The sequence below is a fragment of the Spirillospora sp. NPDC047279 genome (assembly GCF_040643285.1).
Taxonomy (GTDB): Bacteria; Actinomycetota; Actinomycetes; order Streptosporangiales; family Streptosporangiaceae; genus Spirillospora.
On sequence record NZ_JBEYUA010000003.1, the window covers coordinates 430,243 to 448,448 of the forward strand.

At 70.0% G+C, this 18,206-nt stretch carries 16 protein-coding genes; 10 read left to right on the forward strand and 6 right to left on the reverse strand.

From position 1 onward, the window contains the following. Positions 1–9: 9 nt before the first annotated feature. Entirely contained in the window at positions 10–873 is an 864-nt protein-coding gene (locus ABZ810_RS09220; RefSeq protein WP_358401265.1) for an SDR family NAD(P)-dependent oxidoreductase, read from the reverse strand. 38 nt (positions 874–911) lie between these two features. Beyond that, positions 912–2,018 (reverse strand): ferritin-like domain-containing protein, encoded by a 1,107-nt coding sequence (locus ABZ810_RS09225; RefSeq protein ID WP_358401268.1) that lies wholly within the window; start codon positions 2,016–2,018, stop codon positions 912–914. Positions 2,019–2,153: 135 nt separating this feature from the next. On the opposite strand from ABZ810_RS09225, the gene ABZ810_RS09230 reads away from it, so the two are divergent. Beyond that, positions 2,154–2,852, forward strand: coding sequence for a TetR/AcrR family transcriptional regulator C-terminal domain-containing protein (locus ABZ810_RS09230; RefSeq protein WP_358401271.1), 699 nt, complete (start codon positions 2,154–2,156; stop codon positions 2,850–2,852). On the opposite strand, the gene ABZ810_RS09235 is transcribed toward ABZ810_RS09230, so the two are convergent. Beyond that, the gene (locus ABZ810_RS09235) at positions 2,849–3,457 is read right to left on the reverse strand and encodes a TetR/AcrR family transcriptional regulator (RefSeq protein WP_358401273.1); all 609 of its coding nucleotides are present in this window, start codon (positions 3,455–3,457) and stop codon (positions 2,849–2,851) included. The genes ABZ810_RS09230 and ABZ810_RS09235 overlap by 4 nt on opposite strands. Positions 3,458–3,545: 88 nt before the next feature. Between ABZ810_RS09235 and ABZ810_RS09240 the strand changes: the two genes are divergently transcribed. Continuing rightward, positions 3,546–5,015 carry an NAD(P)/FAD-dependent oxidoreductase gene (locus ABZ810_RS09240; RefSeq protein WP_358401276.1) on the forward strand — a complete coding sequence of 490 codons (1,470 nt, stop codon included), beginning with the start codon at positions 3,546–3,548 and terminating at the stop codon, positions 5,013–5,015. Positions 5,016–5,062: 47 nt separating this feature from the next. On the opposite strand, the gene ABZ810_RS09245 is transcribed toward ABZ810_RS09240, so the two are convergent. The 3 genes from ABZ810_RS09245 to ABZ810_RS09255 form a co-directional block, all read right to left on the reverse strand. After that, complete coding sequence (locus ABZ810_RS09245) at positions 5,063–6,274, reverse strand: hypothetical protein (RefSeq protein ID WP_358401279.1); 1,212 nt, start codon at positions 6,272–6,274, stop codon at positions 5,063–5,065. Positions 6,275–6,421: 147 nt separating this feature from the next. Then, on the reverse strand, positions 6,422–7,672 hold the full coding sequence (locus ABZ810_RS09250) for a helix-turn-helix domain-containing protein (protein WP_358401282.1): 1,251 nt from the start codon (positions 7,670–7,672) through the stop codon (positions 6,422–6,424). Positions 7,673–8,038: 366 nt separating this feature from the next. Beyond that, positions 8,039–9,271 carry a helix-turn-helix domain-containing protein gene (locus tag ABZ810_RS09255; RefSeq protein WP_358401284.1) on the reverse strand — a complete coding sequence of 411 codons (1,233 nt, stop codon included), beginning with the start codon at positions 9,269–9,271 and terminating at the stop codon, positions 8,039–8,041. A gap of 470 nt (positions 9,272–9,741) precedes the next feature. Between ABZ810_RS09255 and ABZ810_RS09260 the strand changes: the two genes are divergently transcribed. The 8 genes from ABZ810_RS09260 (at position 9,742) to ABZ810_RS09295 (ending at position 18,206) form a co-directional block, all read left to right on the forward strand. Then, a complete protein-coding gene (locus tag ABZ810_RS09260) occupies positions 9,742–10,662 on the forward strand; it encodes an ATP-binding cassette domain-containing protein (RefSeq protein ID WP_358401287.1) in 921 nt (306 codons plus the stop codon). Positions 10,663–10,745: 83 nt separating this feature from the next. Further along, the gene (locus ABZ810_RS09265) at positions 10,746–11,447 is read left to right on the forward strand and encodes an ABC transporter permease (RefSeq protein ID WP_358401706.1); all 702 of its coding nucleotides are present in this window, start codon (positions 10,746–10,748) and stop codon (positions 11,445–11,447) included. A gap of 3 nt (positions 11,448–11,450) precedes the next feature. Next, positions 11,451–12,284, forward strand: coding sequence for an ABC transporter permease (locus tag ABZ810_RS09270; protein ID WP_358401290.1), 834 nt, complete (start codon positions 11,451–11,453; stop codon positions 12,282–12,284). Position 12,285: 1 nt separating this feature from the next. Beyond that, positions 12,286–13,596, forward strand: coding sequence for an MCE family protein (locus ABZ810_RS09275; protein WP_358401292.1), 1,311 nt, complete (start codon positions 12,286–12,288; stop codon positions 13,594–13,596). Beyond that, positions 13,593–14,660, forward strand: coding sequence for an MCE family protein (locus ABZ810_RS09280; RefSeq protein WP_358401294.1), 1,068 nt, complete (start codon positions 13,593–13,595; stop codon positions 14,658–14,660). Before ABZ810_RS09275 ends, ABZ810_RS09280 begins: the two co-directional genes overlap by 4 nt. Next, the gene (locus ABZ810_RS09285; RefSeq protein ID WP_358401297.1) at positions 14,657–15,748 is read left to right on the forward strand and encodes an MCE family protein; all 1,092 of its coding nucleotides are present in this window, start codon (positions 14,657–14,659) and stop codon (positions 15,746–15,748) included. Before ABZ810_RS09280 ends, ABZ810_RS09285 begins: the two co-directional genes overlap by 4 nt. Beyond that, complete coding sequence (locus tag ABZ810_RS09290; protein WP_358401299.1) at positions 15,748–16,983, forward strand: MCE family protein; 1,236 nt, start codon at positions 15,748–15,750, stop codon at positions 16,981–16,983. Before ABZ810_RS09285 ends, ABZ810_RS09290 begins: the two co-directional genes overlap by 1 nt. Further along, positions 16,983–18,206, forward strand: a complete 1,224-nt coding sequence (locus tag ABZ810_RS09295) for an MCE family protein (protein ID WP_358401302.1) — start codon at positions 16,983–16,985, stop codon at positions 18,204–18,206. The genes ABZ810_RS09290 and ABZ810_RS09295 overlap by 1 nt, the downstream gene beginning before the upstream one ends.

The window sequence follows — 18,206 nt, forward strand, 5'->3', positions numbered from 1 at the left end:
GGAGCTTTCCTAACGAAGTGGCGCCGGTATCCGGGCGATCAGGCGCAGCGAGGCGGGCGAGACGCGCGAGAGCGCGTGCAGGAGGTGCCCTTCGAAGTTGACCGGCACGAGCGGCTTGTTCTTGGCGATCGCGTCGACGATCCGCTCGGCCACCTTCTCCGCGGGGTAGCGGCGCATCCGCAGCGCGCGTGCGCCGCGTTCGCGCACCTGCCGCTGCTCGTCCTCGCCGACCCCCACGTAGGTGGCGTTGCGCGCGATGTTGGTGTCGGCGAAGCCGGGGCAGACGGCGGTGACGCCGATGCGCGAGCTCGCGAGCTCGGCCCGCAGACACTCGCTGAGCATCACCACGGCCGCCTTGGTCGTGCAGTAGGCGGGCAGCTCCCGGGACGGGGTGTAGCCGGCGGCGGAGGCGATGTTGACGATGTGCCCGCCCTTGTTGGGCTTGTCCGGCTTGGTGGGCAGGTTGGCGACGCGCTCGGCCATCTGCCCGCCGAACAGCCGCGAGCCGTGGATCACGCCCCACAGGTTGACGCCGACGATGCGCTCCCAGTCCTTCAGCCCGGTGTCGAGGAACGGGCCGGCGACCGCGATCCCGGCGTTGTTGACGAGGATGTCGGGCACCCGGAAGTCGGCCCGGACGGCCTCCGCGAACGACTCCATCGCCGCGGCGTCCGCCACGTCCACCTGGTAGGCCGTCCCCTTCGCGCCGAGCGCCGCGGCCAGGACGATCGTGCGCTCCGCCGACTCCAGGTCGATGTCGGCCGCGACGACCGTGGCGCCGCGTTCGGCCAGGGCCAGCGTGGTGGCGCGGCCGAAGCCGCTGCCGGCCCCTGTCACGACGGCGAGTGCTCCGTCGAACTGCGCGATGGGCATGAGTACCTCCGGGGGAAGGGGATCTCAGGAAAAGGTACTCACGAGGCGGCCTCCGCCGCGATCACCGCGTCCACTTCGGCCTTGCGGTCGGCCTCCTCGACCGCGAACCGCTCGGCGTCCAGCTTCTCGGCGATCTCCTCGTCCTGCCCCATCAGCGCCTCGAGGTCGGCCTTGGACATGTCGAGCACGCCCATGTCGTCATAGGCCTTCTGGATGCGCTCGCTCCACAGCCCGATGTCCTTGACGCACGGGACGATGCGGCTGAACAGCAGGCTCTGGAACATCCGCATGTACGGGGAGTTCTCGACCATGTGGTCGACCTCCCTCGGGTCGATGCCGAAGTTGGTCCAGATCTCCCGGCCGCGGATGCGGTCGCGCATGAGGTGGCAGCCCTCGATGACGAAGTCCTCGCGCTCCCGCAGCTCCGCCGGTGACAGCTGCTTGTAGTAGTCGCGCAGGGCCAGCCGCCCGAACGCGACGTGCCGCGCCTCGTCCTGCATGACGTACGCCAGGATCTGCTTGGGCAGCGGCTTGGTGGTGATGTCGCGGATGACGCCGAACGCGGCGAGCGCGAGCCCCTCGATGAGCACCTGCATGCCGAGGTAGGGCATGTCCCAGCGGGAGTCGCCCAGCGTCTCGTTCAGCAGGTCCTGGAGCTTGGTGTTGATCGGGTAGACCATGCCGATCTTCTCCTGGAGGAACCGGGAGAAGATCTCGACGTGCCGGGCCTCGTCCATGGTCTGCGTGGCCGAGTAGAACTTGGCGTCCAGGTCGGGCACCGACTCCACGATCCGGGCGGCCGTGATCATCGCGCCCTGCTCGCCGTGCACGAACTGGGAGAACTGCCACGACACCGAGTGCCGCCTCAGCTCGCCGATCTCCCTGGCGCTGAGCATGTCCCAGTATTTCGTGCCCCAGATGGCCAGCGACTGGTCGGGCACGCCGAGCGCGTTGGTGGGATCGACCTCCAGATCCCAGTCGATGCGCTTCTCGCTGTCCCACTGCTTGTCCTTGCCCTTCTGGTACAGGGCGAGGAGCCGGTCACGGCCGTCGTCGTACTCCCAGGTGAACCGGGCGTCGCCGGTCGCGGGCACGTTCCAGGTGGACTTGTCGACGGGCGAGGTGTAGAGGTCATGGGTCGACACGGGCATCCTCCACGGTGGGCGGGCGCTGCGGAGTCGTGACCGTACTTGGCGACGTACGTTGTACGTCTTACGTACGATGTACGTACCGTGTCACGCGGCACTTACACGCGTCAACGGTCGGAAAGGGACGGACCGATGGCTAAGCGAGTGACCTCTGTCACCCCGGTGACCCGCCCGGTGCTCACCCGTGAGCGCATCGTGCAGGCCGCGGTGGACCTGATCGAGCGCGGCGGCGTGGACGGCCTGTCCATGCGCGGGGTGGCGGCCGAGCTCGGCGTGGCGGTGATGTCGCTCTACAACCACGTGCCCAACAAGTCCGCCCTCCTGGAGGGCGTGGCGGAGTACGTGGTGGCGGGGATGGACCTGCCCGACGATCCGGACGAGCCGTTCACCGACCGGGCCCGCGCCCTCGTGCGCGCGTTTCGCAAGGTCGCGCACGACTACCCGCGGTCGATGACCATCGTGTTCACGCACAAGATCGACACCCCGATCGGGCTGCGCCCCGCCGAGCGGGCGCTCGCGCTGGCGTCCGCGGCCGGCTTCGACGGCGAGACGTCGGTGCGCATCATGCGGGCGCTGATGGCGTACGCGCTCGGCGCGCAGATGCGCGAGGTCGGCCACGCCAAGGTGCTCGACCACGAGACGCCCATCACCGAGGGGACGGGCGGCCTGGACCCGGCCGAATACCCGCACGTCATCGCGTTCGCGCCGCAACTGGCGCGCTACGACCCGGAGACCGACTTCGAGTTCGGGCTCGACCTGTTCATCGAGGCGCTCGACGCGCTGCACCGGCGCCTGGACGCGGCCGGCGGCGGCGGGGACGCGGCGACCTAGGGCAGGTAGGGGCTGAGGCCCTGCCAGCAGAACTCGGTCATGTGCCCCGCGGCCTCCTCGACGCTCATCGCGTCGGGATGGCGCGTGCGCCACAACGCGAGCCGCTCGCAACCGCCGATGATGATCTCGGTGAACGCCTGGAGCGTCGCGTCCGGGGCGTCCGGCGCGAACGACTTGAGCACGCCGGTGATGAGCGCGCTCTGCTGCTGCCGGGTCTCCTCGACCAGGTCGCCGCTGTCGGCCGGCACGTTGAGGGGCTCGGACAGCAACGTCACGAACCCGTCGCTGTGCGAGTCGACGAACTCGAAGTAGGCGAGCATGCCGCGCCAGAGGATGTCGCGGGGGTCGGTCGCGCCCGCCATGGCCTTCTGGGTCACGTCGTAGAGCTCGGCCTTCGAACGGGCCATGGACGCGTGGAAGAGCCCGTCCTTGGAGCCGAAGTACTCGTACAACATCGGCTTGGAGACGCCGCAGCGGTCGGCGATCTCGTCCATCGAGGTGCTGCGGTAGCCCTGCTCGGCGAAGACCGCCTCCGCCACGTCCAGCATCTGCCGCTCGCGCTCGGCGCGTGACATCCGGCGGCGGCGCGGTGTGGCGGTGCTCACAACGAAATCCTATCTGTTGGACCTACCGTCAGTAACCTACTCGCGGTAACTTACCGAAAGTAGGTTAACGCGGAACAAGGGAATCGACATGAGCGACAGCGCCTCCTCCCCGGCGATCGTCATCATCGGCTCCGGGTTCGCCGGGCTCGGCATGGCGATCCAGCTGAAGAAGCACGGCTTCCACGACTTCGTCGTGCTGGAGAAGAGCGAAGCCCTCGGCGGCACCTGGCACGACAACACCTACCCGGGCTGCGCCTGTGACGTCCCGTCGCACATGTACTCGTTCTCCTTCGAGCTCAACCCCGGCTGGACCCGGATGTTCGCGCCGCAGCCGGAGATCCGCTCCTACATGGAGCAGACCGCCGACAAGTACCGGGTGCGCGACCACGTCCGCTTCGGCTCCCAGGTGGACGCGATCGAGTACGACGACGGCACGCGCCGCTGGAACGTGACGCTCGCCGGCGGCACCGTCCTCACGCCGAAGGCCGTCGTCTCCGGGATCGGGGCCCTGCACATCCCGTCCTACCCCGATCTGCCCGGCATCGAGAACTTCCAGGGCACCGCGTTCCACTCCGCCGAGTGGGACCACTCCTACGACCTGCGCGGCAGGCGCGTCGCGGTCATCGGCACCGGCGCGTCCGCGATCCAGTTCGTGCCGCAGATCGCCGAGCAGGTCGACGACCTGGTGCTCTTCCAGCGCACGCCGCCGTGGATCCAGCCCAAGCCCGACCGCGCGTTCCCCGCGCCGGTGCGCAAGGCGTTCGAGAAGGTGCCGGGCGCGGCCCGCGCGCTGCGCCACGGCATCTACTGGACGCTGGAGGCCCGCGCCGTCGGCTTCACCATCGACCCGCGCCTGTCGGTGCCGATGGAGAAGCTCGCCCGCTGGCACATCAAGCGCCAGATCCGCGACCCCGAGCTGCGCGCCAAGGTCACCCCCGACTACACCATCGGCTGCAAGCGCGTGCTGCTGTCCAACGACTACTATCCGGCGCTCGCGCGCCCGAACGTCGAGGTCGAGACCAGCGGCGTCGCCGAGGTGCGCGCCAACTCGATCGTCACCACCGACGGCCGGGAGTACGAGGTCGACGCCATCATCTACGGCACCGGCTTCAAGGTCACCGACGCGCTCAACGACCAGACCATCACCGGCCGGAACGGCCAGAAGATCCAGGAGCTGTGGGCGAACGGCATCGAGGCCTACCGCGGCACGACCTACCCCGGCTTCCCCAACTTCTTCACCCTGCTCGGCCCCAACACCGGGCTGGGCCACAACTCGGTCGTCTTCATGATCGAGGTGCAGATCCAGCACGTGCTGAGCTGTCTCAGGCTGCTCCAGGACGGCGGCGGCGACGCCATCGAACCGCGCCCCGAGGCGCTGCGCTCGTTCAACGACCGCATGCACAACCGGCTGCGCAGGGCGGTCTGGAGCGAGGGCGGCTGCCAGAGCTGGTACCTGGACGAGGGCGGCGTCAACCGCACGTTGTGGCCCGGGCACACCTTCGAGTTCTGGGCGTCCACCCGCAAGGCCAAGGCCGCGGACTACCTCATCACCAAGTGAGCGGCCGCCTCACCGGGTGAGGAGCCGCCGCCCGCCCGACCGGCAGGTCACGGGCGGGCGGCGCGCAGCGGGACCCAGAACAGGCGCACGGGCCGTGCGGGCTGGGGCGGAAGCGTGCGCAGCCGGGCCGCGGTCAGCTTCTTGCCCTTGGGGATCTGGACGCCCTTGGGGAGGGTGAAGCCCGCGGGCAGCCTCTCCCCGTACGGGAGGAAGAGGACACGGCGGGCCCGCCGGGCCGGGGTGTGGTGCCGGCGGGCCAGCCGCAGCCTGGCCAGCAGCAGTGACACGGAGGTCACCAGCGCCGCGAGCCACCCCGCCTGCAGCGCGGCCAGGACATCGTCGCCGAGGACGGGTTCGAAGCCCGCCCGCAGCGCCGTCATCGACGCGAGGGGCTGCGCGTCCGGCGCGATCTGCGGCGTGGCGATCGGGGGCAGGGCGACCTGGCTCGGCGGCAGGTTGAGCGGGTTGAAGCCGCCCATGGGCGGGCTGCCGCCACCGCCGGGGAAGCCCGCCGGGAGCACGCCGCCCAGCCCGGAGGCGGCCGGCAGCGAGATGTTGCGCGGGTCGGTGACGACGACGGTCGCCGACGCCGTCCGCGTCGCCGCCTTCCGCGCGCTGACCGTCGCGACGATCGTGACCGCGCCGTGCTCGGTGTTGGCCGGGAACCTCACGGTGGCCAGCGCGGCCCGCCCCGAGCCGTTCACGGTGCCGAGGGTCTGCGACGCCGGGCTCACCGACACGCCCTTGGCGGCGACGCGCACCGTGGTGCCGCCCGCGTTCGCCTTCGCCGAGGAGACCCGCACCTGCGCCGTCAGCGAGCCGCCGGGCGCGACGACCGGGTAGCTCATCGCCAGCCCCACCGACAGGACCGGCGTGGACGAACCGGGCGGAGTGGTCGGCGGGTCGGTCGGCGGGTCCGTCGGGGGGTCGGTGGGCGGGTCCGTGGGCGGATCGGTGGGGGGATCCGTGGGCGGGTCGGTCGGCGGATCGGTGGGCGGGTCCGTGGGGGGATCCGTCGGGGGATCGGTCGGCGGGTCCGTCGGCGGGTCCGTCGGGGGATCGGTGGGGGGATCCGTAGGCGGGTCGGTCGGCGGGTCCGTGGGCGGGTCCGTGGGCGGATCGGTCGGCGGATCGGTCGCCTCGGTGCCCGAGGGGGTGGGCGTGGGGTCGGCGGCCACCGGGACGGCCGACCCCACGACCAGGACGGCCGCCGCGCCGAGTCCGGCGAGGACCGTCCCACGTGCCGATCTGCGGACCACTTTCCGTCCACCTCCGAATATCAAATAAAGGTGCTATTTGATATCAGCACGAAGTGGAGCGGCTAATCAAGCCTTTCCGGAAGAGTTCGGTTGATCTGCGAAAACCGACCTCCGACTCAACATCAAATTGTCATCGGGTGAGTGCCCTCACCCTTCGTCCCGGTACTCCTCACGTTCAGTGCGGGACCTGTTCCTGACCCACATCGCACGCAGCACGATCTCGATCGCGAAGCGGTCGTCCGGGTCGGTGAGCCGGCCGCCGAGCTCCTTTTCGAGCCGTTTGATGCGATGCCGCACCGTCTGCGGGTGAACATGCAGGGTCTCCGCCATTTCCGCGGCGGTGCCCCTGGTCGTCAGCCAGGTGTGGAGGGTGGCGACGAGCCGTTCCCGCTGGCCGTGCTCGAGGTCGTTCATCCCGGCCAGCTGCCGGCGCGCGACCTGGTCGATCAGCGTGCAGTCCGACAACAACCACAACGTGACCAGATGATCTTCGCAGGAGATGACCGGGCCGTCGTCGAGGATTCCGGTCTCGACCAGGGAAAGCGCTTGGCGTGCCCACCGCAGCGAGTCGGCGGCGAACTCGATCGGCACCGTCAGACCGGCCGCGACGGGATCGTCGGGGAACGCCTCGGCGAGCATCGCGCGGCGCTCGTCCGACAGCGGCACCGGCGCGCCGGCCGACGACCCGCACGGCACCAGCAGGTGCGGCTCGTCGGCGGTGAGGTCGACCAGCACGTCGCAGTCCAGCGCGCCGCGCACGCAGCGCGCGTCCGGCGGCACGGCGACGAGGGTGACCTCGGCCGGCACCTCCCAGTCGGTGAGCTCGGCGAGCTCGCCGATGGCCCGGTCGGACGCGCTGGTGGGACGGCGCAGGAGCAGCTGGAGGAGCCGCCGCCGCTGGTCCTCGATCTCGGCCGGGCGGGCGTCCATGTAGCCGGCCAGGGAGAGCGACGCCAGCTCGTTCATGTAGGCGAAGAGGGCGTCCGCCAGCCGCGCCGTGACGGTCGAGGACAGGTCGTGCCGCGCGGCCAGCCGCATGACACGGCGCCAGGCGACCTGGGCGCCGATCCGGTAGGCGGCCTGGAGGCTGTCCAGGGAGCGGCCCTCGTGCGCCTCGAAACGGCCCAGCCTGCGGTAGGTGTCGTCGTGGCGGACGGTGGACGGCGAGGCCTCGGCCACCCGCGCCACGAACTGGATCAGGGCCCGTTCAACGCCGATCGTCAGCGCCTGGGAGTACGGGGTCTGCAGGGGGCGGTCGTACTCGGGGAGCGCCCGCGGGATCTCTTCGATGATCTCCTGCGCCAGGCTGGGCAGCTCCGGCCGCAGGATGGTGGCGAGCCGCCGCGGGAGCGGCGACGGCAGTTGATCCAGCCCCCCCGGTTCGAGCGTTCGGGGCATCGGTGGCACCTCCAGGTAGAACACCGTCGGCATGGCCGGACGGCGGTCCGGGCGGGGCCGCCCGGCCGCGTGTCGGCCGTGGGGTGGTTACGGCATTGGACCCGAGGAGGACGCGCCGAGCGGGGGACCCCTGCGCGTCCCCCGAGCGCTGGATTGTGAGGTGGAGCACACTGACATTAAGTCTGATAACGCTGACGTTTGTTAAAGCGAACGTAAAATCGTCAGTCGTGATCATGAAGTGGCCGTGCGTAGCGGCCGATTCGGTCCTGCTTGGTACTCACTCCCGTCACTCATGCGCTAATAATCCCGAACAAACACCCAAGCGCTTGTTCGTCCCACTCCCGCCGGCGAGCGGGACCGCGGGGCTCAGGAACCGGGCGTGCCCCGGCGGCCGAGGTGGCGGCGGCGGTGGAGACTGGCGGCGCGCAGCGTGACGTCGAGCGAGAACCGGGTGTCCGGATCGGCCAGGCTCTCGCCGAGATAGCTCTCGAGCTGCCGGAGGCGGTAGCGCACGGTCTGCGCGTGCACGTTCATGCGCTCGGCGAGCTCGACCGCGTTGCCGCGGGTGGTGACCCACTCGGCCAGCGTCTCGGTGAGCTTGCGCCGGTGCCCGTCGGACATGTCGTCGAACGGGGCCAGGTGCCGGCGAGTCAACTCCTCGATCAGCGTCACGTCCGAGAGCAGCCACATGGTCATCAGGTGCTGCTCGCAGGGGATCAGCGAGCCGTCCCGGATGATGCCCTCCTCGGCGAGCTCAAGCACGCGCCGCGACCAGCGAAGGGAGTCGGTCGCCTTGTCGATCGGCATGGTGAGGCCGAGCACCGAGCTGGCCTCCGCCAGGGCCGCCTCCAGCATGCTCTGCCGGCTCCGGTCGAGCGGCCCCGGCACCAGGACGCAGGGCTCGGGGGAGTCAAGGTCGATGAGCACATCCGCGTCAAGGGCCGAGATCGTGCAGGGCGCGTCCGGGTGGATGGCGACCATCGTGACCTCGTCCGGCAGCGGCCAGGACGCGGTGCGCGCCAGCTCCTCGATGGCCTCCGGCACCACTGCCGGCTGCTGGAGGATGAGGTGCAGGAGCTGCCTGCGGTGCTCGCGGCGGCGCAGATCGGCGTGCTCCATCGCCTGCTGGTGGCCGTGGCGCGTCTGGGCGATGGCCTCGTCCATGTAGGTCAGCATCGACTCGACCATCGTCGTGACGACGACCGACGGGATGCGTTCCCGTTCGGCCACCGCGGCGGTCCGCCGCCACGCGATGTGGAAGGCGATCCGGTAGGCCGCCTGCATGTGGTCCAGGCTGCGGCCCTCGACGGCCTCGAAGTGGCCGAGCGCCCGGCAGGTCTCGTCGCGTTCGGTCAGCGGAACGGACGGGTCGGCGATGCGCTCGATGTAGGCCGTGATGAGCTTCTCCGCGCCCAGCCGCAGGATCTGGTCGTAGGCGGAGTTCTCCGGACGGTCGTACTCGGGGATCGCCCGCCGGATCTCCTGCACCACCTCGCCGATGACGTCTTCGATCTCGCCCCACATGATCTGGGCGAACTGTGGCGGGACCTGCACGGGGTCGGGCTCCGCCGGGCCGGGGAGCTCGACTGCCTGCGTCATGGAAAACACACCTCCGCCTGGGACCGCTGTTCGACGGCCGGGAGCGTGCCGTGCGGGGGGAGCTCACACCCGAAACCGTGCACTGGAGCACGTGAAACATAGGTCGAACTGCCGGTTCTGACAAGACTCGGGTGGCACATTACTGTCAAGTACTATTCCGCCGATAACGCAAATGCGCGATGAGGCTTAGTAAGTGATAACGGGCCTCCCGGGAGATCGGATGTAGGCAATTACTCGCCAGTACTCCAGAACGACGATTTTGGATTGATCGAACACTCAGCAAACGACAACGCCCCTGCCCGTGGTGGGTCTTCCACCCGAGAATCCTCCGGTTTACTCTTGAGTTGTCACCGGAGATAGTCGTAACGTCCTCGCCAACAGCAGGCGGGCGAGGTGTGTGGCACTTGGGAATTGAAGTCGTCGTCGAGGGACTGACGAAATCATTCGGTCGGCAGACCATTTGGCGCGATGTGTCCCTCACCCTGCCGGCCGGCGAGGTGACCGTGATGCTCGGGCCTTCGGGCACCGGAAAGACGGTGTTCCTCAAATCGCTCATCGGGCTCATCAAGCCGGAACGCGGCCGGGTCATGATCGACGGCGTCGACATGGTGAACGACAAGGACCACAAGGTCTACCGGCAGCGGAAGTTGTTCGGCCTGATGTTCCAGGACGGCGCGCTGTTCGGCTCGATGAACCTCTACGACAACATCGCCTTCCCGCTCCGCGAGCACACCCGCAGGTCCGAGTCGGAGATCCGCCGCACCGTGCTGGAGCGCATGGACATGGTGGGGCTCGGCGGCGAGGAGCGGAAACTCCCCGGCCAGATCTCCGGCGGCATGCGCAAGCGGGCCGGCCTCGCCCGCGCCCTGGTCATGGACCCGCAGATCATCCTGTGCGACGAGCCCGACTCCGGCCTCGACCCCGTCCGCACCGCCTACCTGTCCCAGCTGCTCATCGACGTGAACGCGCGCATCGACGCGACCATGCTCATCGTCACGCACAACATCGAGATCGCCGCGACCGTCCCGGACAACATCGGCATGCTCTTCCGCCGCGACCTGGTCGGCTTCGGCCCGCGCGAGGTGCTGCTGACCAGCGAGGAACCGGTCGTCGCGCAGTTCCTGCACGGCACCCGGCACGGCCCCATCGGCATGAGCGAGGAGAAGGACGCCGCCACCCTGGCCGCCGAGGCCGCCGTCGAGCGGGCGCCGCGCTCCCGGATCGAGATCGTCCCGCAGCTCCAGCCGTCGCCCGGCCTGCCGCCGCGCCAGGCCGCGACCCGGCACTGGCAGCGGGTGGAGGCGATGCTTCCCCGGCTTCCGTACGCGGCGCAGCAGGCCATCTTCGAGAACCGGCGCGAGCACGCCGCCGGCGCAGGAGGACATTCGTGACCACCCCACAGACGGCGGCGCCGGGAGCGGGCGCGCTCCGCCAGGTCGGGCGCCTGTTCACGCTGGCGGTGACCGTCATCGCGATGACGTTCCGCCGGCCCTTCCAGCTGCGCGAGCTCATCCAGCAGTTCTGGTTCATCGCCTCGGTCGCGATCCTCCCGACCGCGCTGGTGTCCATCCCGTTCGGCGCGGTCATCTCGCTCCAGGTCGGCTCGCTCGCCAAGCAGCTGGGCGCCCAGTCGCTCACCGGCGGCGCGAGCGTGCTGGCGGTCGTCCAGCAGGCCAGCCCGCTGATCGTGGCGCTGCTCATCTCGGGCGCGGCGGGCTCGGCGATCTGCGCCGACCTCGGGTCGCGGACCATCCGCGAGGAGATGGACGCCATGGAGGTCATGGGCGTCTCGCCGATCCAGCGGCTGGTCGTGCCGCGGGTCCTGGCCTGCATGGCGGTCGCCGTCCTGCTGAACGGGCTGGTCTCGGTGGTGGGCGTGGCCGGCGGCTACTTCTTCAACGTGATGATGCAGGGCGGCACGCCGGGCGCCTACCTCGCCTCGTTCTCGGCGCTGGCGCAGCTACCCGACCTGTACGTGGCCGAGCTCAAGGCGCTCATCTTCGGCTTCATCGCCGGCGTGGTCGCCGCGTACCGCGGGCTGAACCCCAGCCCCGGGCCCAAGGGCGTCGGCGACGCGGTCAACCAGTCGGTGGTCATCACGTTCCTGCTGCTGTTCTTCGTCAACCTCGTCCTGACGGCGATCTACCTCCAGGTCGTCCCGCCGAAGGGGGCGTGACCCATGGCGACCTCAGGGGCCCGCCGCCGCGCGGGGCGGTCGGTGTCGTGGCTGGACCAGCCGGGCGACCAGCTCGGCTTCTACATCAAGGCGCTGCTGTGGATGCCGCGCGCGATCCGCCGCTACTTCAAGGAGATCGGCCGGCTGCTCAGCGAGGTCGCGTTCGGCTCGGGCGCGCTCGCGGTGATCGGCGGCACGGTCGGCGTGATGTTCGGGCTGACCGTCTCCACCGGCGTCGTCGTCGGGCTCCAGGGGTACGCGGCGCTCGACCAGATCGGGTCGGCCGCGTTCACCGGGTTCGTGTCCGCCTACTTCAACACCCGCGAGATCGCGCCGCTGGTCTCGGGGCTGGCGCTGAGCGCGACCGTCGGGGCGGGCTTCACCGCCCAGCTCGGCGCGATGCGCATCAACGAGGAGATCGACGCGCTGGAGGGCATGGGCATCCCGTCCCTGCCGTACCTGGTGACCACCCGCATCGTGGCGGGCACCGTCGCGATCATCCCGCTGTACGGCATCGGGCTGCTGAGCTCCTATCTGGCGTCCAGACAGATCACCCTCTGGGTGAACGGGCAGTCGGCGGGGACCTACGACCACTACTTCAACATCTTCCTGTCCCCATCAGACGTGGTGTTGTCGTTCGTCAAAGTGCTGATCTTCAGCGTCATGGTGATCCTGGCGCACTGCTACTACGGCTACCGCGCGGTCGGCGGCCCGGCAGGGGTCGGCGTGGCCGTCGGCCGCGCGGTCCGGACCGCCATCGTCCTGATCAGCGTCACCGACTTCTTCGTCAGCCTCGCCATCTGGGGCGCGACCACGACGGTGAAGGTGACCGGCTGACATGAGCGCCCAGTCCGAACGTTCGACCCTGCTGCAGACCACCGGGCGGCGGCTGCTCGGCGTGGCCTTCCTGCTGGTCCCCGCCCTGCTGATCTGGTTGTCGATCTCGATCTACCAGAAGAGGTTCACCGAGGTCACCAAGGTGACGCTGATGACCGGTACCGCCGGGCACGAGATGCACCAGCAGGCCGACGTGAAGGTGCGCGGCGTGGTGGTCGGCGAGGTCCGTTCCATCAAGGCGAACGGCAGCGGCGCCAGGTTGGAACTGGCCCTCGACCCCGACAAGGCGAAATTCGTCCCCGCCGACGTGCGGGCGCAGCTCCTCCCGACGACGGTCTTCGGCGCGCGCTACGTGGCGCTGGTCCCGGCCACCGCGACCGGGGCGCCGGCCGGCACGACCGTCGCGCAGCCGATCGCGAACGACGCGGTCATCAGCGAGGACCGCAGCCAGAACGCGGTCGAGCTGTCCGAGGTGCTCAACAACACCATGCGCCTGCTCAACGCCGTCCAGCCGTCCAAGCTGTCGGCGACGCTGACCGCGATGGCACAGGCGCTGGAGGGGCGCGGCGACCAGATCGGCCGCAACTTCGCTCAGCTCGACTCGTTCCTCGCCAAGCTCAACCCCGAGCTGCCCGCGCTCAACCGCAACCTGGCCGAGCTGGCGACGTTCGCCGACAACCTCAACGCGGCCTCGCCCGACCTGCTCCAGGCGCTCACCGACTTCACCACCACCAGCCGGACGATCGCCGAGCAGCGGCAGAACCTGGCCGACCTCTACGAGACGGTCTCGACCGCGACCGGTGACCTGACCGAGTTCGTGAGCGTCAACTCCGAGAACCTCATCGCCCTCGCCACCGAGAGCCGCGGCTCGCTGCACCTCTTCCGGCGGTACTCGCCGGCGGCGCCGTGCACGTTCCGCACGCTGGCCGACTTCATCCCGAAGATGAACGAGGTGCTCGGCAAGGGCACCGACAAGCACGGCGTCCACGGCCAGGTCGTCTCCGTCCAGCATCAGGGGCGCTACATCCCCGGCAAGGACAAGGTCCGGTACGACGGCGGGGGCGGGCCGCGCTGTTACAGCGTGCCCTACACGCCGGGTGGCGGTAAGGCGCCCACGGCGGTGCCCACCGGCGCCAAGGTGCCGGGCGCGGTGACCACGGGCGGGCTCGGCCCCGCCAACTCCACCGCCGAGAACGACCTGGTCAACCAGCTCGTCGCCCCGGGCTTGGACGAGGTCCCCGAAGAGCTGCCCGACTGGTCCAGCGTGCTGGTCGGCCCGATCTACCGGGGCGCGGAGGTGACGGTCAAGTGAGGCTCACCGGCCAGGGGCTGAAGGGCCTCACCGGCCCGCTGATCAGCTCGCTGATCTTCATCGTGGTGACGGTGCTGGCCACCGGGCTGCTCGCGGCCAGCATCACCGACACCTCCTCCGGTGACCGGATCACGTACTACGCCAAGTTCACCGACGTGGCGGGCCTGCACCCGGGGCACGGCGTGCGGATCGCGGGCGTACGGGTCGGGTCGGTCGAGAAGATCTCGGTCACCGACAGGCGGCTGGCGCTGGTGAAGTTCAGCGTCGACCGCGACCGTGACCTGCCCGCCTCGACCACCGCGTCCGTGCGCTACCTCAACCTGGTCGGCGGCCGCTACATCGCGCTCGGCCAGGGCACCGGATCGCCGGGGCGGACGCTCCGGCGCGGCGGCACGATCCCGGCGGACCGGACGCAGGGGCCGCTCAACCTCACCCAGCTCTTCCAGGGATTCCAGCCGCTCATGCAGGCCCTGTCGCCGGGTGACGTGAACTCGCTGTCGGAGTCGATCGTCAAGGTGCTCCAAGGTGAGGGCGGCACGGTCGAGAGCCTGCTGCGCACGGTCGGCGAGCTCACCACCACCATCGCCGGACGCGACCGGGTCATCGGGCAGGTCATCTCCAACCTGAACTCGATCGTCGCCACCATCAACGACCGCGACCGGCAGCTCATCGACCTGCTCACCACGTTGCGCAAGCTCACCTCGGGCCTGGCCGCGGACCGCGAGCCGATCGGCGAGGCGGTCGTGGCGCTCGGCGACCTGAGCACCGCCACCGCCGACCTGCTCCACGTCGGCCGCGCGCCGCTCAAGAACAGCATCGGCGAGCTGGGCCGGCTCAGCCGCAACCTCGACCGGGACGAGCCGCTGGTCACCCGGTTCCTGCAGCGGCTCCCCGGCAAGCTCGAGAACCTCGGCCGGACCGCCTCGTACGGATCCTGGACGAACTTCTACCAGTGCGAGGTCAAGTTGATCGGCGTTCACTACGCCGGGTCGGACGTGGACGACCGTCCGCCGCCGACCGGACTGCCCATCACCGACGACGGCCGGGAGAGGTGCGTCGGATGACGTCCACCACACCTGCCCGCGATGACAGGCCGCCGGGACCGCGCAAGCGCACCGGCAGGCCCAGGCTGAAGCCGCTGCGCGAGCGCAACCCGATCCCCGTCGCGGTGCTCGGCCTGGTGTTCCTGCTGGCCTTCGGGATGGTCGCCTACCGCGCGGACGAACTGCCGATCATCGGCGGCGGCACCGCCTACAAGGCGTACTTCTCCGAAGCGGCCGGGCTCAAGTCCGGCCAGGAGGTCCGGGTCGCCGGCGTGAAGGTCGGCAAGGTCACCGACGTCTCGCTGGACGGCGCCAAGGTGAAGGTCGAGTTCCGGGTCAAGGACACCTGGGTCGGCGACCGCTCCACCGCGATGATCATGATCAAGACGCTGCTGGGGTCGAAGTACCTGGCGCTCGACCCGCTCGGCGCGAACAGGCAGGATCCCGAGCAGCCGATCGGGCTCGACCGGACCGTGGCGCCCTACGACGTGACGACCGCGTTCGAGGATCTCGGCAAGACCCTCCGCGACATCGACACCGGCCGGCTCGCGACCAGCCTCACCACGATCTCCCAGACGTTCGAGAACACGCCCGCGAGCGTCAAGCAGGCGCTGACCGGACTGTCGGCACTGTCGCGGGTCATCGCCACCAAGGACGCCGAGCTGCAGCAGCTCCTCGCCGGGACCAAGCGGCTCTCCGGCACCCTCGCCGACCAGAACGCCCAGTTCGAATCGCTGTTCAAGGACGGCAACCTGCTGCTCGCCGAACTGCGCCGGCGCCGCGAGGCGATCCACGCGCTGCTCGTCGGCACCCGGCGGCTCGGCGTCGAGCTGGCCGGCCTGGTGGACGACAACGACGAGCAGCTCGGGCCGACGCTCGACGCGCTCGACGCGGTGACCGCGACCCTGCTGCGCAACCAGACGAACCTGGAACGCGCGATCAAGGTCTCCGCCCCGTACACCCGGCTCCTCGGCAACGCCACCGGCAGCGGCCGCTGGGTCGACGGCTACCTCTGCGGCACCGTCCCCCGCGAGTACCTGGAGAACGGCCGATGGCAGCCGGAAGACCCGAAGGGCTGCAAGCCGCCCCGCCTGACGGGAGGGCGCTGATGAAGCTCCCCGCGCTGCTCTCGCCCATGCGCGACAACCGCACCCGCGTCCTCGAAGCGATGATCGTGGTGCTCCTGCTGGTCGCCGCCGCCATCCTGGCCCCGATCCTGACCGCGGCCGAGGGGCGGCGGATCACCGCGCACTTCGCGACCACGATCGGTGTCTACCCCGGATCGGACGTCCGGGTGCTCGGCGTCAAGGTCGGCGCCCTCGAATCGATCAAGCCGGAGGGCGGGTCGGTCAAGGTCGTCATGAAGGTCGACAAGAAGGTCAAGGTCCCCGCGGACGCCCGCGCCATCGTCATCGCGCCCAACCTGGTGTCCGACCGCTACGTGCAGCTGACCCCCGCCTACACCGGCGGTGCCGAGCTGTCCGAGGGCGCCGACATCGACGTCACCCGGACGGCGACGCCGATGGAACTGGACCAGCTGTACGACAGCGTGCGGCGCTTCTCGACCGACCTCGGCCCGCAGGGCGCGAACGCCCGCGGAGCGCTGTCGCAGTTCATCTCGACCGGCGCCGCCAACCTGAACGGCAACGGCGGCCTGCTCAACACGACGATCGCCGACCTCGGCAAGGCCTCGGAGACGCTCAACGACTCCAGCGGCGACTTCTACGCGACGATCTCCAACCTCAACAGGTTCAGCACGATGCTGAAGGCGAACGAGGGGCGGATCCGCCAGATCGAGCGGCAGTTCGCCGAGGTCAGCGGCTTCCTCGCCGCGGACCGCGACGAACTCGGCGACGCGCTGCGCAACCTCGCCGCCGCGCTCGCGAAGGTGAAGACGTTCATCAGCGAGAACCGCGAGAAGCTCGCCAGGAACGTCGACAAGCTCGCCGACGTCACGCAGATCCTCGTCGACCAGCGTGCCGCCCTCGCCGAGGCCCTCGACAACACGCCCCTGCTCCTCCAGAACGCGCTCCAGACCTACGACCCGGAGACGCGCACCCTGATGAGCCGCGGCAACCTGCTGGAGATCACCAAGGCGTTCGGCTCGACGTCGCAGCCGGGCGTCGACCCGGTGTCCGCCGCGACCAGATCGGTCTGCGCGGCGGCGACCGGCGTGAGCTCTCCCGCGCTCCGATCCCAGTGCGAACGGCTCCGGACCGGCGGGCTCACGGCCGTGCCGCCATCGAGGACCGGCGGTGTCCCCGCGCTGCCGTTCCCGCCCGCCGGTCCGGTCTACGCCGGCCAGAACGGCAAGGCGGGACAGAACGACGAGGGAGGTCGCTGATGCGGGTGGTCAAGGCGGCGGCCGCGGCGCTGGTGGCCGTGCTGGCCGCCGGGTGCTCGGTCTCGGTTGAGGAGATCCCGTTGCCGGGCGGCGCCGACCTCGGCGACCACCCGTACACGGTGAAGGTGCAGTTCCCCGACGCGCTCAACCTCGTGCCGCAGGCGTCGGTACGGGTCAACGACGTGCCGGTCGGCCGCGTCACCAAGGTGTCGCTGCCGCGGAACGCCTGGCACGCCGAGGTCACCCTCCGGGTGAACGGAGACGTGCGGCTGCCGTCCAACGCCATCGCCAACCTGGAGCAGTCGAGCCTGCTGGGGGAGAAGTACATCCGGCTCGCGGCGCCCTCTCCGTCGGCCGGCGGAGCGCCCGCGGTCACCCCGCTGGCCGACGGCGCGACGATCCCGCTGTCCCGGACGACGCGCAACGCCGACACCGAGGAGGTGTTCGGCGCGCTGTCGATGCTGCTGTCCGGTGGAGGCCTACAGCAGATCCGGACGATCAACCGGGAGCTCCAGAAGGCGCTGGGCGGGCGGGAGCCGCAGGTGCGGTCGGCGCTGCGGCGGCTCAACACGCTCAGCTCCACGCTCAACACCAACCGGCAGACGATCGTGGACGCGCTGGACGGGCTCAACCGCCTGTCGTCCACCGTCGCCGCCCGCCGGGGCCAGATCGACACCGTCCTCACCGACCTGTCGCCGGGCCTGAAGGTGCTGGAGGACCAGCGCGGGCAGCTCGTCGAGATGTTGCGGCGGCTGGAGCGGTTGTCGGACGTCGCGGTGACCACCATCAACCGGAGCAAGGACGACACCGTCGCCGACCTCCAGGACCTCTCGGTGATCCTGCGCAAGCTCGCCGACAGCGGACGCGACCTGCCGAAGTCGCTCGAGGTGCTGTTCACCTACCCGTTCACCGACGAGGTGCAGAAGGGCATCAAGGGCGACTACCTGAACGGCTACCTGAGCGTGATCGCGGCGCCCGGCAACGACTGCGTCATCCCGGCGGTCGAAGAGCAGGACCCGAAGAAGCCGGCCCGGGCCAGGACTCTGGCAGGCACCTCGCCGGAAGGGCCGCAGGCCCAGTTCTGCCCGCTGGCCGGCAAGCCCAAGCCGCCTTCCACTCCCATCCCCTCCGCACCTCCCGCGCAACAGACCGGACCCCAGGCGCCTCCACCGTCGCAGGAACAGCCGGCCCTGCCGCTCCCGCCGATCGAAGGGGGCAACTGA